Source organism: Streptomyces sp. NPDC001728 (assembly GCF_040297565.1).
Taxonomy (GTDB): domain Bacteria; phylum Actinomycetota; class Actinomycetes; order Streptomycetales; family Streptomycetaceae; genus Streptomyces.
This window is the reverse complement of record NZ_JBEOZK010000011.1, coordinates 201,914-216,793: the sequence shown is the minus strand read 5'-3', so window position 1 is coordinate 216,793 and position 14,880 is coordinate 201,914. Positions and strand designations below refer to the sequence as shown.

Below are 14,880 nucleotides of genomic sequence, written 5' to 3'. Positions count from 1 at the left end.
CGCCCCCGAGCCGGGCCCTTCGCGCGTGGCGTCTACCGGACGAAGACGCTCGCCTGGTTGGCCAGGTCCAGGAAGTACTGCGGCGCGAGGCCGAGCACCAGGGTGACCGCCACACCCGCCGTGATGGTGATCGTCGTCAGCGCCGACGGCACGGCGACCGTGGGGCCGTCCGCCTTCGGCTCGCTGAAGAACATCAGCACGATCACCCGGATGTAGAAGAACGCGGCGATGGCCGAGGAGATCACACCGACCACGACCAGCGCGCCGGCGCCGCCCTCCGCCGCCGCCTTGAAGACCGCGAACTTCCCGGCGAAGCCGGAGGTCAGCGGGATGCCGGCGAAGGCGAGCAGGAAGACCGCGAAGACCGCCGCGACGAGCGGCGAACGGCGCCCGAGCCCGGCCCACTTGGAGAGGTGGGTGGCCTCGCCGCCCGCGTCCCTGACCAGCGTGACGACGGCGAACGCGCCGATGGTCACGAAGGAGTAGGCGCCCAGGTAGAACAGGACCGACGAGATGCCGCTCGGGGTGGCCGCGATGACACCCGCGAGCAGGAAGCCCGCGTGCGCGATCGAGGAGTACGCGAGGAGCCGCTTGATGTCGGTCTGGGTGATGGCGACGATCGCGCCGCCCAGCATGGTGACGATCGCGACGCCCCACATGACCGGCCGCCAGTCCCAGGTGAGGCCGGGCAGCACCACGTACAGCAGGCGGAGCAGCGCGCCGAACGCGGCGACCTTGGTCGCGGCGGCCATGAAGCCGGTGACCGGGGTCGGGGCGCCCTGGTAGACGTCCGGGGTCCACATGTGGAACGGCACGGCGCCGACCTTGAAGAGGAGCCCCATGAGGACCATCGCGAAGCCGATGAGCAGCAGCACGTCGTTGCCCATGGTGTCGGCGAGCGCCGGGTTCACGGAGGCGATCGAGCCGTCGACGACCTGGGCGATGGTGGCGTACGAGACGGAGCCCGCGTAGCCGTAGAGCAGGGCGATCCCGAAGAGCAGGAAGGCCGAGGAGAAGGCGCCGAGCAGGAAGTACTTGACGGCCGCCTCCTGTGACATCAGCCGCCTGCGGCGGGCGACGGCGCAGAGCAGGTACAGCGGGAGGGAGAAGACCTCCAGGGCGACGAAGAGCGTCAGGAGGTCGTTGGCGGCCGGGAAGACCAGCATGCCGGCGATGGCGAAGAGGGCGAGCGGGAAGACCTCGGTGGTGGTGAACCCGGCCTCGGTCGCGGCCCGTTCGTGGTCGCTGCCGGGGACGGCGGCGGCATCGGCGGCGAAGGAGTCGATCCGGTGGCCGTGGTCGGCCGGGTCGAGCCTGCGCTCGGCGAAGGTGAAGATCGCGACGATCGAGGCGAGGAGAATGGTGCCCTGGAGGAAGAGGGCGGGCCCGTCGACGGCGATGGCGCCCATGGCCGCGATGTGGGCCTTGGTGGAGCCGTAGCCGCCGGCGGCCAGGGCGACGATCGCGGCGAACGCGGCGACGAGCGCCACGACGCTGAGGAAGACCTGGCTGTGATAGCGGCCCTTGCGGGGCACGAAGGCCTCGACGAGGACGCTGATGAGCGCGGCGCCGAGCACGATGAGTACGGGTGAGAGCTGGGTGTACTCGATGTGGGGTGCCGGGATCTTGTCCAGCGGCTCGGCTGCGGTCGTCCACAGGCTGTGGACAGAGGATGCGACGGCGGATGTGCTCACTTGGCCGCCTCCACCTTCTGAATAGGCACAGAAGGCTGGGGATCCTTCTGCTGGACGTCGGACATGGTGTGCTGCACGGCCGGGTTGACGACGTCCGTCAGCGGCTTCGGGAAGACCCCGAGGAAGATCAGGACGGCGATCAGCGGGACGACCACCGCCAGTTCACGCACCCGCAGGTCGGGCAGCTCCCGGACCTCCTCCTTCACCGGCCCGGTCATCGTCCGCTGGTAGAGGACGAGGGTGTAGAGGGCGGCCAGGACGATGCCGGTGGTGGCGATGACACCGGCCACCGGGTATCGGGCATATGTGCCGACCAGCACCAGGAACTCGCTGACGAACGGCGCGAGTCCGGGCAGCGACAGGGTCGCGAGCCCGCCGATCAGGAAGGTGCCGGCGAGCACCGGGGCGACCTTCTGCACCCCGCCGTAGTCGGCGATGAGCCGCGAGCCGCGCCGGGAGATCAGGAAGCCGGCGACGAGCATCAGGGCGGCGGTCGAGATGCCGTGGTTGACCATGTAGAGCGTGGCACCGGACTGGCCCTGGGTGGTCATCGCGAAGATGCCCAGGATGATGAAGCCGAAGTGCGAGATCGACGCGTAGGCGACCAGCCGCTTGATGTCCCGCTGGCCGACCGCGACCAGTGCCCCGTAGACGATGCTGATGAGGGCGAGGACGACGATCGCGGGCGTGGCCCACTTCGACGCCTCGGGGAAGAGCCCGAGGCAGAAGCGGAGCATCGCGAAGGTGCCGACCTTGTCGACGACGGCGGTGATGAGGACGGCGACCGGGGCGGTGGCCTCCCCCATCGCGTTCGGCAGCCAGGTGTGCAGCGGCCAGAGCGGCGCCTTCACCGCGAAGGCGAAGAAGAAGCCGAGGAACAGCCACCGCTCGGTGCTGGTCGCCATGTCGAGCGTGCCGTTGGCGCGGGCCTCGGCGATCTCGGTGAGCGAGAAGTTCCCCGCGACCACGTAGAGCCCGATGACGGCGGCCAGCATGATCAGGCCGCCGACCAGGTTGTAGAGGAGGAACTTGACGGCCGCGTAGGAGCGCTGGGCCGCCGCGTTCTCGTCGGAGCCCGTGTGGGCGCGGTCGCCGAAGCCGCCGATGAGGAAGTACATCGGGATGAGCATGGCTTCGAACAGGATGTAGAAGAGGAAGACGTCGGTGGCCTCGAAGGAGAGGATCACCATCGCCTCGACCATGAGGATCAGGGCGAAGAAGCCCTGCGTCGGCCGCCACCTCTTCGAGGAGGTCTCCAGGGGGTCGGCGTCGTGCCAGCCGGCCAGCACGATGAACGGGATCAGCAGCGCGGTGAGCGCGATGAGCGCCACCCCGATGCCGTCGACCCCGAGTTCGTACCGGACGCCGAAGTCCTTGATCCAGGAGTGCGACTCGACGAGCTGGTAGCGGTCGCCGCCGGGCTCGAACCGTACGAAGACGACGGCGGCGAGCACGAGCGTGGCGAGCGAGACCAGCAGCGCCAGCCACTTGGCGGCGGTGCGGCGGGCGGCGGGGACGGCGGCGGTGAGGATCGCACCGACCGCCGGAACCGCAGCCGTCACCGTCAGGAGCGGGAAGGACATCTGGGTTACACCGCCCTCATCAGCAGGGTCGCGGCGATCAGCACCGCCGTACCTCCGAACATGGAGACCGCGTACGAGCGGGCGTAGCCGTTCTGGAGCTTGCGCAGCCGGCCGGAGAGTCCGCCGACGCCGGCCGCGGTGCCGTTGACCACGCCGTCGACCAGGGAGTGGTCGACGTAGACCAGCGAGCGGGTCAGGTGGGTGCCGCCGGTGACGAAGACGGCGTGGTTGAAGTCGTCCTGGAGGAGGTCGCGGCGGGCGGCCCTGGTGAGGAGCGAGCCGCGCGGGGCGACCACCGGGACGGGCTTGCGTCCGTACTGGAGGTAGGCGAGGCCGACGCCGATCACCATGACGGCGACGGTGGCGGTGGTGACGGCGGCGGCGCTGAGCGGCGAGTGGCCGTGCGCGAAGCCGGTGACCGGCTCCAGCCATTCGACGAACCCGGCGAACTCGAAGAACGCGCCTCCGGCGACCGAGCCGACGGCCAGCAGGACCATCGGGATGACCATGGACCTGGGCGACTCGTGCGGGTGCGGCGGGTTGCCGTCGGCGTCCGGCTGCCAGCGCTTCTCGCCGAAGAAGGTCATCAGCATCACGCGGGTCATGTAGTACGCGGTGATGGCCGCGCCCAGCAGGGTGACCGAGCCGAGGATCCAGCCCTCGGCGCCGCCCTTGGCGAAGGCCGCCTCGATGATCTTGTCCTTGGAGAAGAAGCCGGACAGGCCGGGGAAGCCGATGATCGCGAGGTAGCCGAGGCCGAAGGTGACGAAGGTGACCGGCATGTACTTCCGCAGGCCGCCGTACTTCCGCATGTCGACCTCGTCGTTCATGCCGTGCATGACCGAACCGGCACCGAGGAAGAGCCCGGCCTTGAAGAAACCGTGGGTCACCAGGTGCATGATCGCGAAGACGTAGCCGATGGGGCCGAGGCCGGCCGCCAGGATCATGTAGCCGATCTGCGACATCGTCGAGCCGGCGAGGGCCTTCTTGATGTCGTCCTTCGCGCAACCGACGATCGCACCGAAGAGGAGCGTGACGGCGCCGACCACGGTGACGACGAGCTGGGCGTCGGGGGCCGCGTTGAAGATGTCGGCGGAGCGGACGATCAGATAGACACCGGCGGTCACCATGGTGGCCGCGTGGATGAGGGCCGAGACCGGGGTCGGGCCCTCCATCGCGTCCCCGAGCCAGGACTGCAGCGGCACCTGGGCCGACTTGCCGCAGGCGGCGAGGAGCAGCATCAGACCGATCGCGGTCATCTTGCCCTGGGAGGGCTCGTCGGCCGCTCCGAGCACCGGGCCGAAGGCGAAGGTGCCGAAGGTGGTGAACATGATCATGATGGCGATGGAGAGACCCATGTCGCCGACCCTGTTGACCAGGAAGGCCTTCTTCGCGGCGGTCGCCGCGGTGGGCTTGTGCTGCCAGAAGCCGATCAGGAGGTACGAGGCGAGGCCGACGCCCTCCCAGCCGAAGTACAGGAGCAGGTAGTTGTCGGCGAGGACGAGCAGGAGCATCGCCGCGACGAACAGGTTGAGGTAGCCGAAGAAGCGGCGGCGGCGCTCGTCGTGCTCCATGTAGCCGATGGAGTAGACGTGGATGAGCGTGCCGACCCCGCTGATCAGCAGGACGAAGGTCATCGACAGCTGGTCGAGCTGGAAGGCCATGTCCGCCTGGAAGCCCTCGACGGGGATCCAGGTGAAGAGCCGCTGGTGCAGGGCCCGGTCGTCGGCGGCCTTGCCGAGCATGTCGGCGAAGAGCGTCAGGCCGATCACGAAGGAGACGGCCGCGAACAGCGTGCCGATCCAGTGCCCGGACCTGTCGAGCCGCTTGCCGCCGCAGAGCAGGACGGCGGCGCCGAGCAGGGGTGCCCCGATGAGCAGCGCAATGAGATTTTCCACGGTCAGCCCCTCACAGCTTCATCAGGCTGGCGTCGTCGACCGAGGCCGAGTGGCGGGCACGGAAGACGGACACGATGATCGCGAGCCCGACGACGACCTCCGCGGCGGCGACGACCATCGTGAAGAACGCGATGATCTGGCCGTCGAGGTTTCCGTGCATGCGGGAGAAGGTGACGAACGCGAGGTTGCAGGCGTTGAGCATCAGCTCGACGCACATGAAGACCACGATCGCGTTGCGCCGGATCAGTACCCCGGTCGCACCGATGGTGAACAGCAGGGCGGCGAGGTACAGGTAGTTGACGGGGTTCACCGGGTGGCCTCCTCTTCGTCCCGGTCCCGGCCGAGCCGCTCCTCGGAGCGCTGCTCCAGGGCCTTGAGGTCGGCCATCGCCTCGGTGGACACGTCGCGGATCTGGCCCCGCTTGCGCAGGGTCTGCATGACGGTGAGCTCCGACGGGGTGCCGTCGGGCAGCAGACCGGCGATGTCCACGGCGTTGTGCCGGGCGTAGACGCCGGGGGCGGGCAGCGGCGGCACGTGGGTGCCCTCGCGTACGCGCTGCTCGGCGAGTTCGCGCTGGGTGCGCGCCTTCTCGGTGCGCTCGCGGTGGGTGAGCACCATCGCGCCGACGGCGGCGGTGATGAGCAGCGCGCCGGTGATCTCGAAGGCGAAGACGTACTTGGTGAAGATGAGGGCGGCGAGGCCCTCGACGTTTCCGCCGCGCGCGCTGTTGGCGGCGCCGAGTCCGGTGAACTCCGTCAGCGAGGCGTTGCCGATGCCGGCGGCGAGCAGGACGCCGAAGCCGAGTCCGCAGAGGACGGCCCACCAGCGCTGGCCCTTGATGGTCTCCTTCAGCGAGTCCGCGGCCGTGACACCGACCAGCATGACGACGAAGAGGAAGAGCATCATGATCGCGCCGGTGTAGACGACGATCTGGACGATGCCGAGGAAGTACGCCCCGTTGGCCAGGTAGAAGACCGCGAGGATGATCATGGTTCCGGCGAGGCAGAGCGCCGAGTGGACGGCCCGCCTCATCAGGATCGTGCAGAGGGCGCCGATGACGGCGACGGTGCCGAGGACCCAGAACTGGAAGGCCTCTCCCGAAGACGTCCCGGCAGAGAGTGTCACTGCGGCCGCGAGGTGGGCGCTCATGCGTCCACCTCTTCCGGCTCGCCCGTCTCTCCCTTGGACACGGCGACCTGGCGGACGGTGCCGGGAGCGGCCTCCTCGACCAGACCCCGGTAGTAGTCCGTCTCGGTCATGCCGGGGAAGATCGCGTGCGGGGTGTCGACCATGGTGTCCTCAAGGCCCGCGAGGAGCTGTTCCTTGGTGTAGATCAGGTTCTCGCGGGAGGAGTCGGCCAGTTCGAACTCGTTGGTCATCGTCAGCGCCCGGGTGGGGCAGGCCTCGATGCACAGCCCGCACAGGATGCAGCGGGCGTAGTTGATCTGGTAGACGCGGCCGTAGCGCTCGCCGGGCGAGTAGCGCTCCTCGTCGGTGTTGTCCGCGCCCTCCACGTAGATGGCGTCGGCGGGACAGGCCCAGGCGCACAGCTCGCAGCCGATGCACTTCTCCAGGCCGTCGGGGTGACGGTTGAGCTGGTGCCGGCCGTGGAAGCGGGGCGCCGTCGTCTTCTGCTGCTCCGGGTACTGCTCGGTCAGCCGCTTCTTGAACATGGCCTTGAAGGTCACGCCGAAGCCGGCCACCGGATTCTGGAAGTCAGACACCGTCCGTCTCCTTTCCCTCAGTCGCAGTGGCAGTGTCGGAGGCCCCGCTGGCCACGAGGTCCCGGTCGTGCCGCGGCCTGCGCCGGGGCACGGGCGGCAGGGACTGTCCGGGCTTGGGCGGTACGGGGAAGCCGCCGGCCATCGGGTCGAAGGCGCGCTCCTCGGCGGGCCGGGCGGTGGTCGCCTTCGCCTTCCGGTCGCGGAACACGTCGATCACGAAGGAGAGCAGCAGCAGTCCGAGGACGGCTCCGGCGACGTACAGGACGATGTTGGTGAAGGCGATGTTCTCGTTCCGCAGCGCCCGGACGGTGGCGACCAGCATCAGCCAGACCACGGAGACCGGGATGAGGACCTTCCAGCCGAGCTTCATCAGCTGGTCGTAGCGGACGCGGGGCAGGGTGCCGCGGAGCCAGATGAAGAAGAACAGCAGCAGCTGCACCTTGATGACGAACCAGAGCATCGGCCACCAGCCGTGGTTCGCGCCCTCCCAGAAGGTGGAGATCGGGTACGGGGCCCGCCAGCCGCCCAGGAAGAGGGTCACCGACACGGCCGAGACCGTCACCATGTTCACGTACTCGGCGAGCATGAACATCGCGAACTTGATGGAGGAGTACTCGGTGTTGAAGCCGCCGACGAGGTCGCCCTCGGACTCCGGCATGTCGAACGGGGCGCGGTTGGTCTCGCCGACCATCGTGACGATGTAGATGATGAACGAGACCGGCAGCAGGATGATGAACCAGCGGTCCGCCTGCGCCTCGACGATCTTCGAGGTCGACATCGACCCGGAGTAGAGGAAGACGGAGGCGAAGGCGGCGCCCATGGCGATCTCGTACGAGATCATCTGCGCGCAGGAGCGGAGGCCGCCGAGCAGCGGGTACGTGGATCCGGAGGACCAGCCGGCGAGGACGATGCCGTAGATGCCGACGGAGGCGATCGCGAGGACGTACAGCATCGCGATCGGCAGGTCGGTGAGCTGCATCGCGGTGCGGTGGCCGAAGATCGAGACCTCGTTGCCGGCCGGGCCGAAGGGGATCACGGCGATCGCCATGAACGCGGGGGCGGCGGCGATGATCGGCGCGAGGATGTAGACGACCTTGTCGGCCTTCTTGACGACCACGTCCTCCTTGAGCATCAGCTTGATGCCGTCCGCGAGGGACTGGAGGAGGCCCCAGGGGCCGTGCCGGTTGGGGCCGATGCGCAGCTGCATCCAGGCGACGACCTTGCGCTCCCACACGATGGAGAAGAGCACCGTGATCATCAGGAAGGCGAAGCAGAAGACGGCCTTGATCAGGACGAGCCACCAGGGGTCCGTACCGAACATGGACAGGTCTTCAGCGGCGAGCGGCGTGGTCATGCCTGCACCTCCGTGACATCGACGGGGCTCGGGGTCGCCGGGCCGATGCGGACCGGGTCGCCCGGGTGGGCGCCGGTGTCGGAGAGGACGCCCCGGCCGGCCGAGTTCAGCGGCACCCAGACGACCCGGTCGGGCATCTCGGTGACCTGGAGCGGGAAGGCAACGGAGCCCGCGGGGCCGGTGACTTCGAGGAGGTCGCCGTCCTTGACGCCGGTGTCGGCGGCGGTGGCGGCGGAGAGCCGGGCGACGGCCGGGTGCCGGGTTCCGGCGAGTGCGGTGTCGCCCTCCTGGAGCCGGCCGAGGTCGAGCAGCAACCGGTGTCCGGCGAGGACGGCCTCGCCGTCGCCGGGCCGGGCCGCGGCCTGGCCGGGCTCGCTGGGCTCGGAGGCCCGCTCGTCGGTCCAGCCGGCGAACCGGTCGAGTTCCCGGCGTACGGCCCTGAGGTCGGGCAGGCCCAGGTGGGCGTCGAGGGCGTCGGCGAGCATGTGGAGCACGCGGGTGTCGGTCGGCGCGAGCGGCCGGGTCATCTGCTCGGGCTTGAGCGCGGCTTCGAACATCCGTGCCCTGCCCTCCCAGTTGAGGAAGGTGCCGGGCTTCTCGGCGACGGCGGCGACCGGCAGGACGACGTCGGCGCGTGCGGTGACCTCGCTGGGGCGCAGCTCCAGGGAGACGACGAAGGCCGCGTCCAGGGCTTCGCGCGCGCGTGCCGGGTCGGGCAGGTCGGAGACTCCGACGGCGCCGACGAGCAGGGCGGCGAGTTCGCCGGTGGCGGCGGCCTCGACGATCTGGCCGGTGTCGCGGCCGTAGCCGTGCGGGAGTTCGCGGACGCCCCAGACGGCGGCGACCTCCTCCCGGGCGCGCGGGTGGGTCGCGGGCCGGCCGCCGGGGAGCAGCGCGGGGAGCGCTCCGGCCTCGACGGCTCCGCGTTCACCGGAGCGGCGCGGGATCCAGACGAGCCGGGCGCCGGTGGCGGCCGAGGCACGCAGGGCGGCGGTCAGCGCGCCGGGGACGCCGGCGAGGCGTTCGCCGACGGCGAGGACGGAGCCTTCCTGGCGGAGGGCCTCGGCGGCGGCGAGTCCGTCGCCTTCGAGGCCGACCCGGGAGGTGAGGGCGTCGAGCCATTCGGTCTCGGTGCCGGGGGCGGCGGGCAGCAGGGTGCCGCCGGCCTTCTCCAGGCCGCGGGTGGCGAAGGAGGCGACGGCGTACGTCTTCTGGCCGTGCTTGCGCCAGGCCTTGCGGAGCCGCAGGAAGACGCCGGGGGCCTCCTCCTCGGATTCCAGGCCGACGAGGAGGACGGCGGGGGCGGCTTCGAGCGAGGTGTACGTGACGCCCGTGCCGTCCAGGTCCCGGCCGCGTCCGGCGACGGCGGAGGCCAGGAAGTCGGCTTCCTCGCCGGAGTGGATCCGGGCCCGGAAGTCGATGTCGTGGGTGTCGAGGGCGACGCGGGCGAACTTGGCGTACGCGTAGGAGTCCTCGACGGTCAGCCTGCCGCCGGCGAGGACACCGGTGCGTCCCCGGACGAGGCCGCGGGCGGCGGCCTCCAGGGCCTCCGGCCAGGAGGCCGGCTCCAGTTCACCGGTGTCGGTGTTGCGGACCAGCGGGGTGGTGAGCCGGTCGCGCTGCTGGGCGTAGCGGAAGCCGAAGCGGCCCTTGTCGCAGATCCACTCCTCGTTGACCTCCGGGTCGTCGGCGGCGAGCCGCCGCATGACCTTGCCCCGGCGGTGGTCGGTGCGGGTGGCGCAGCCGCCGGCGCACTGCTCGCACACCGACGGCGAGGAGACCAGGTCGAAGGGGCGGGAGCGGAAGCGGTAGGCGGCCGAGGTGAGGGCGCCGACCGGGCAGATCTGGATCGTGTTGCCGGAGAAGTACGACTCGAAGGGGTCGCCCTCGCCGGTGCCGACCTGCTGGAGGGCGCCGCGCTCGATGAGTTCGATCATCGGGTCGCCGGCGACCTGGTTGGAGAAGCGGGTGCAGCGGGCGCAGAGCACGCAGCGTTCGCGGTCCAGCAGGACCTGGGTGGAGATCGGGATCGGCTTCTCGTAGGTGCGCTTGACGCCCTCGAAGCGGGACTCGGCCTGTCCGTGGGACATGGCCTGGTTCTGCAGGGGGCACTCGCCGCCCTTGTCGCAGACCGGGCAGTCCAGCGGGTGGTTGACGAGCAGCAGCTCCATCACGCCGTGCTGGGCCTTCTCGGCGACGGGGCTGGTCAGCTGTGACTTCACCACCATGCCGTCGGTGCAGGTGATGGTGCAGGAGGCCATCGGCTTGCGCTGGCCCTCGACCTCGACGATGCACTGGCGGCAGGCGCCCGCGGGGTCGAGGAGGGGGTGGTCGCAGAAGCGTGGGATCTCGATGCCGAGCTGTTCGGCGGCGCGGATGACCAGGGTCCCCTTGGGGACGGAGATCTCGATGCCGTCGATGGTCAGCGTGACCAGGTCCGCGGGCGGTACCGGTGCGCCGCCGCTGGGGGTGGACGCGATGACGGTCATGCGGTCACCTCCTTGTGGTTGTCCGCCCAGGCGGTCGACTTGGCCGGGTCGAAGGGGCAGCCCCGGCCGGTGATGTGCTGCTCGTACTCCTCGCGGAAGTACTTGAGCGAGGAGAAGATCGGCGAGGCGGCGCCGTCGCCGAGGGCGCAGAACGACTTGCCGTTGATGTTGTCGGCGATGTCGTTGAGCTTGTCGAGGTCGGACAGCTTGCCCTTGCCGGCCTCGATGTCGCGGAGCAACTGGACGAGCCAGTACGTGCCTTCGCGGCAGGGCGTGCACTTGCCGCAGGACTCGTGGGCGTAGAACTCGGTCCAGCGGGTGACGGCCCGGACGACGCAGGTGGTCTCGTCGAAGCACTGGAGCGCCTTGGTGCCGAGCATCGATCCGGCGGCGCCGACGCCCTCGTAGTCGAGGGGCACGTCGAGGTGCTCCTCGGTGAACATGGGGGTGGAGGAGCCGCCGGGGGTCCAGAACTTGAGGCGGTGGCCGGGGCGCATGCCGCCGCTCATGTCGAGGAGCTGGCGCAGGGTGATGCCGAGGGGGGCCTCGTACTGGCCGGGCGAGGAGACGTGCCCGGAGAGCGAGTACAGCGTGAAGCCCGGGGACTTCTCGCTGCCCATCGAGGTGAACCACTCCTTGCCCCGGTTGAGGATCGCGGGAACGGACGCGATGGACTCGACGTTGTTCACCACAGTGGGGCAGGCGTACAGACCGGCGACCGCGGGGAAGGGCGGGCGCAGCCGGGGCTGGCCGCGGCGCCCTTCGAGCGAGTCGAGGAGGGCGGTCTCCTCGCCGCAGATGTACGCGCCGGCGCCGGCGTGCACGGTGAGTTCGAGGTCGAGGCCGCTGCCGAGGATGTCCCGGCCGAGGTAGCCGGCGGCGTAGGCCTCGCGGACGGCCTCGTGGAGGCGGCGGAGCACGGGGACGACCTCGCCGCGCAGGTAGATGAACGCGTGCTCGGAGCGGATCGCGTAGCAGGCGATGATCATTCCCTCGATGAGGGAGTGCGGGTTGGCGAAGAGGAGGGGGATGTCCTTGCAGGTGCCGGGCTCGGACTCGTCGGCGTTGACGACGAGGTAGTGGGGCTTGCCGTCGCCCTGCGGGATGAACTGCCACTTCATGCCGGTGGGGAAGCCGGCGCCGCCGCGCCCGCGGAGGCCGGATTCCTTGACGTACGCGATGAGGTCGTCGGGGCTCATCGCGAGCGCGCGCCGGAGTCCCTGGTAGCCCTCGTGGCGCTCGTAGGTCTCCAGGGTCCAGGAGTCGGGCTGGTCCCAGAAGGCCGAGAGGACCGGGGCGAGGAGCTTCTCGGGGCTGCTGTTGTTGATCTCGGCGGCCAAGGTCATCACTCCCCCTCCTGACCGGAGGTCTCACCGCGCGGGTGGACGATTCGATGGTGCGGCTGCTCGCCCTTGGCGAGACGGAGTCCGACGAGGGAGGCGGGGCCCGCGCCGCCGGTGGCCTCGACGGCGCCGGGGCGCTCGTCGGGGAAGCCGGCGAGGATGCGGGCGGTCTCCTTGAAGGTGCAGAGCGGGGCGCCGCGGGTGGGTTCGACGGTCCGGCCGGCCCGCAGGTCGTCCACCATCTTCTTGGCGGACTCGGGGGTCTGGTTGTCGAAGAACTCCCAGTTGACCATCACCACGGGGGCGAAGTCGCAGGCGGCGTTGCACTCGATGTGTTCGAGGGTGATCTTGCCGTCTTCGGTCGTCTCGTCGTTGCCGACCGCGAGGTGCTGCTTGAGCTCCTCGAAGATGGCGTCGCCGCCCATGACCGCGCAGAGCGTGTTGGTGCAGACGCCGACCTGGTAGTCGCCGGAGGGCTTGCGCCGGTACATCGTGTAGAAGGTGGCGACGGCGGTGACCTCGGCGGTGGTGAGGCCGAGGGTCTCGGCGCAGAACGCCATGCCGGTACGGGTCACATGGCCCTCCTCCGACTGCACGAGGTGCAGCATCGGCAGGAGCGCGGAGCGGGAGTCCGGGTAGCGGTCGATGATCGCCCGCGCGTCCTCGTCCAGGCGGGCGCGGACCTCGGCCGGGTACGCGGGGGCGGGGAGCTGGGGCATGCCCAGGCTGATCTGGTCGGTCATCGGTCGACGCCTCCCATCACGGGGTCGATGGAGGCGACGGCGACGATGACATCGGCGACCTGGCCGCCCTCGCACATCGCGGCCATGGCCTGGAGGTTGGTGAAGGACGGATCACGGAAGTGGACCCGGAAGGGACGCGTGCCGCCGTCGGAGACGACGTGCACGCCGAGTTCGCCCTTGGGCGACTCGACGGCCGCGTAGGCCTGCCCGGCGGGGACCCGGAAGCCCTCGGTGACCAGCTTGAAGTGGTGGATCAGGGCTTCCATGGAGGTGCCCATGATCTTCTTGATGTGGTCCATGGAGTTGCCGAGGCCGTCGACGCCGAGGGCGAGCTGCGCGGGCCAGGCGATCTTCTTGTCGGCGACCATGACGTCGCCCGGCTCCAGGCGGTCGAGGCACTGCTCGACGATCCGGAGGGACTGGCGCATCTCCTCCAGGCGGACGAGGAAGCGTCCGTAGGAGTCGCAGCTGTCGGCGGTCGGGACCTCGAAGTCGTAGTTCTCGTAGCCGCAGTACGGGTCGGTCTTGCGCAGGTCGTGCGGGAGGCCCGCCGAGCGCAGGATCGGTCCGGTGGCGCCGAGGGCCATGCAGCCGGTGAGGTCGAGGTAGCCGACGTCCTGCATGCGGGCCTTGAAGATGGGGTTGCCGGTGGCGAGCTTGTCGTACTCCGGCAGGTTCTTCCTCATGGTCTTCACGAACTCGCGGACGGCGTCGACGGCACCGGGCGGGAGGTCCTGGGCGAGGCCGCCGGGGCGGATGAACGCGTGGTTCATGCGCAGCCCGGTGATCAGCTCGTACAGGTCCAGGATCATCTCGCGGTCCCGGAAGCCGTAGATCATGATCGTGGTGGCGCCCAGCTCCATGCCGCCGGTGGCGATGCACACCAGGTGGGAGGAGAGCCGGTTCAGTTCCATCAGCAGGACGCGGATGATGCTGGCGCGGTCCGGGATCTGGTCGGTGATGCCGAGCAGCTTCTCCACGCCGAGGCAGTACGCCGTCTCGTTGTAGAACGAGGTCAGGTAGTCCATGCGCGTGACGAAGGTGGTGCCCTGCGTCCAGGTCCGGTACTCGAGGTTCTTCTCGATGCCGGTGTGGAGGTAGCCGATGCCGCAGCGGGCCTCGGTGACGGTCTCGCCGTCGATCTCCAGGATGAGCCGGAGCACGCCGTGGGTGGACGGGTGCTGGGGGCCCATGTTGACGATGATGCGCTCGTCGTCGGCCTTGGCGGCGGACTGGACGACCTCTTCCCAGTCGCCGCCGGTCACCGTGTAGACGGCGCCTTCTGTCGTGTCTCGGGGAGACGCGTGGGACGTGGACATCAGCTGTACGACCTCCGCTGGTCCGGAGCCGGGATCTGGGCGCCCTTGTATTCGACGGCGATGCCGCCGAGGGGGTAGTCCTTGCGCTGCGGGTGCCCCTGCCAGTCGTCCGGCATCATGATCCGGGTGAGGGCGGGGTGGCCGTCGAAGACGATGCCGAAGAAGTCGTACGTCTCGCGCTCGTGCCAGTCGTTCGTCGGGTAGACGGCGACCAGGGACGGGATGTGCGGGTCGGCGTCGGGCGCCGAGACCTCCAGGCGCAGCAGCCGGCCGTGGGTGAGCGAACGCAGGTGGTAGACGGCGTGCAGCTCGCGGCCCTTGTCGTCCGGGTAGTGGACGCCGGAGACGCCGGTGCAGAGCTCGAAGCGGAGCGCCGGGTCGTCGCGGAGGGTACGGGCGACGCGGACGAGGTGCTCGCGCTCGATGTGGAAGGTGAGCTCGCCGCGGTCGACGACGGTCCGCTCGACGGCGTTGTCCGGGAGGAGTCCCTGCTCCTCCAGGGCGCCTTCGAGTTCGTCGGCGACCTCGTCGAACCAGCCGCCGTAGGGGCGGGAGGCCGGTCCGGGGAGCCGGATCGAGCGGACGAGGCCGCCGTAGCCGGTGGTGTCGCCGCCGTTGTTGGCGCCGAACATGCCGCGCTGGACGCGGACCTCCTCGCCGTGTTCCCCGCGCTGCCCCGGCAGGTTCTGCGCGCTGAGGTCCTTCTCGGGGTTGGGTGTCTCGTCGCTCACTG

12 protein-coding genes are annotated in these 14,880 nt (G+C 69.8%); all 12 read right to left on the bottom strand.

From position 1 onward, the window contains the following. Positions 1-32 precede the first annotated feature (32 nt). Genes nuoN through ABT154_RS19010 form a run of 12 tightly spaced genes read right to left on the bottom strand, consistent with a single transcriptional unit; the run spans position 33 to position 14,878 of the window. Positions 33-1,694, bottom strand: coding sequence for an NADH-quinone oxidoreductase subunit NuoN (gene nuoN / locus ABT154_RS19065; protein WP_351857991.1), 1,662 nt, complete (start codon positions 1,692-1,694; stop codon positions 33-35). Then, positions 1,691-3,277 (bottom strand): NADH-quinone oxidoreductase subunit M, encoded by a 1,587-nt coding sequence (locus tag ABT154_RS19060; RefSeq protein WP_351857990.1) that lies wholly within the window; start codon positions 3,275-3,277, stop codon positions 1,691-1,693. Before ABT154_RS19060 ends, nuoN begins: the two co-directional genes overlap by 4 nt. A 5-nt stretch (positions 3,278-3,282) precedes the next feature. Beyond that, entirely contained in the window at positions 3,283-5,175 is a 1,893-nt protein-coding gene (nuoL, locus tag ABT154_RS19055; protein WP_351857989.1) for an NADH-quinone oxidoreductase subunit L, read from the bottom strand. A gap of 10 nt (positions 5,176-5,185) precedes the next feature. Then, positions 5,186-5,485, bottom strand: coding sequence for an NADH-quinone oxidoreductase subunit NuoK (nuoK, locus tag ABT154_RS19050; RefSeq protein WP_137302926.1), 300 nt, complete (start codon positions 5,483-5,485; stop codon positions 5,186-5,188). After that, the gene (locus ABT154_RS19045; protein WP_351857988.1) at positions 5,482-6,324 is read right to left on the bottom strand and encodes an NADH-quinone oxidoreductase subunit J; all 843 of its coding nucleotides are present in this window, start codon (positions 6,322-6,324) and stop codon (positions 5,482-5,484) included. The genes nuoK and ABT154_RS19045 overlap by 4 nt, the downstream gene beginning before the upstream one ends. Next, complete coding sequence (gene nuoI / locus ABT154_RS19040) at positions 6,321-6,899, bottom strand: NADH-quinone oxidoreductase subunit NuoI (RefSeq protein WP_317873595.1); 579 nt, start codon at positions 6,897-6,899, stop codon at positions 6,321-6,323. Before nuoI ends, ABT154_RS19045 begins: the two co-directional genes overlap by 4 nt. Further along, entirely contained in the window at positions 6,892-8,253 is a 1,362-nt protein-coding gene (gene nuoH / locus ABT154_RS19035) for an NADH-quinone oxidoreductase subunit NuoH (protein ID WP_351857987.1), read from the bottom strand. The genes nuoI and nuoH overlap by 8 nt, the downstream gene beginning before the upstream one ends. After that, positions 8,250-10,742, bottom strand: coding sequence for an NADH-quinone oxidoreductase subunit G (locus tag ABT154_RS19030; RefSeq protein WP_351857986.1), 2,493 nt, complete (start codon positions 10,740-10,742; stop codon positions 8,250-8,252). The genes nuoH and ABT154_RS19030 overlap by 4 nt, the downstream gene beginning before the upstream one ends. Next, the gene (gene nuoF / locus ABT154_RS19025; RefSeq protein WP_351857985.1) at positions 10,739-12,091 is read right to left on the bottom strand and encodes an NADH-quinone oxidoreductase subunit NuoF; all 1,353 of its coding nucleotides are present in this window, start codon (positions 12,089-12,091) and stop codon (positions 10,739-10,741) included. The genes ABT154_RS19030 and nuoF overlap by 4 nt, the downstream gene beginning before the upstream one ends. Next, positions 12,088-12,828 carry an NADH-quinone oxidoreductase subunit NuoE gene (nuoE, locus tag ABT154_RS19020; protein WP_351857984.1) on the bottom strand — a complete coding sequence of 247 codons (741 nt, stop codon included), beginning with the start codon at positions 12,826-12,828 and terminating at the stop codon, positions 12,088-12,090. Before nuoE ends, nuoF begins: the two co-directional genes overlap by 4 nt. Then, positions 12,825-14,147 carry an NADH-quinone oxidoreductase subunit D gene (locus tag ABT154_RS19015; protein ID WP_351857983.1) on the bottom strand — a complete coding sequence of 441 codons (1,323 nt, stop codon included), beginning with the start codon at positions 14,145-14,147 and terminating at the stop codon, positions 12,825-12,827. The genes nuoE and ABT154_RS19015 overlap by 4 nt, the downstream gene beginning before the upstream one ends. Continuing rightward, positions 14,147-14,878, bottom strand: coding sequence for an NADH-quinone oxidoreductase subunit C (locus tag ABT154_RS19010; protein WP_351857982.1), 732 nt, complete (start codon positions 14,876-14,878; stop codon positions 14,147-14,149). Before ABT154_RS19010 ends, ABT154_RS19015 begins: the two co-directional genes overlap by 1 nt. Positions 14,879-14,880: the final 2 nt, after the last annotated feature.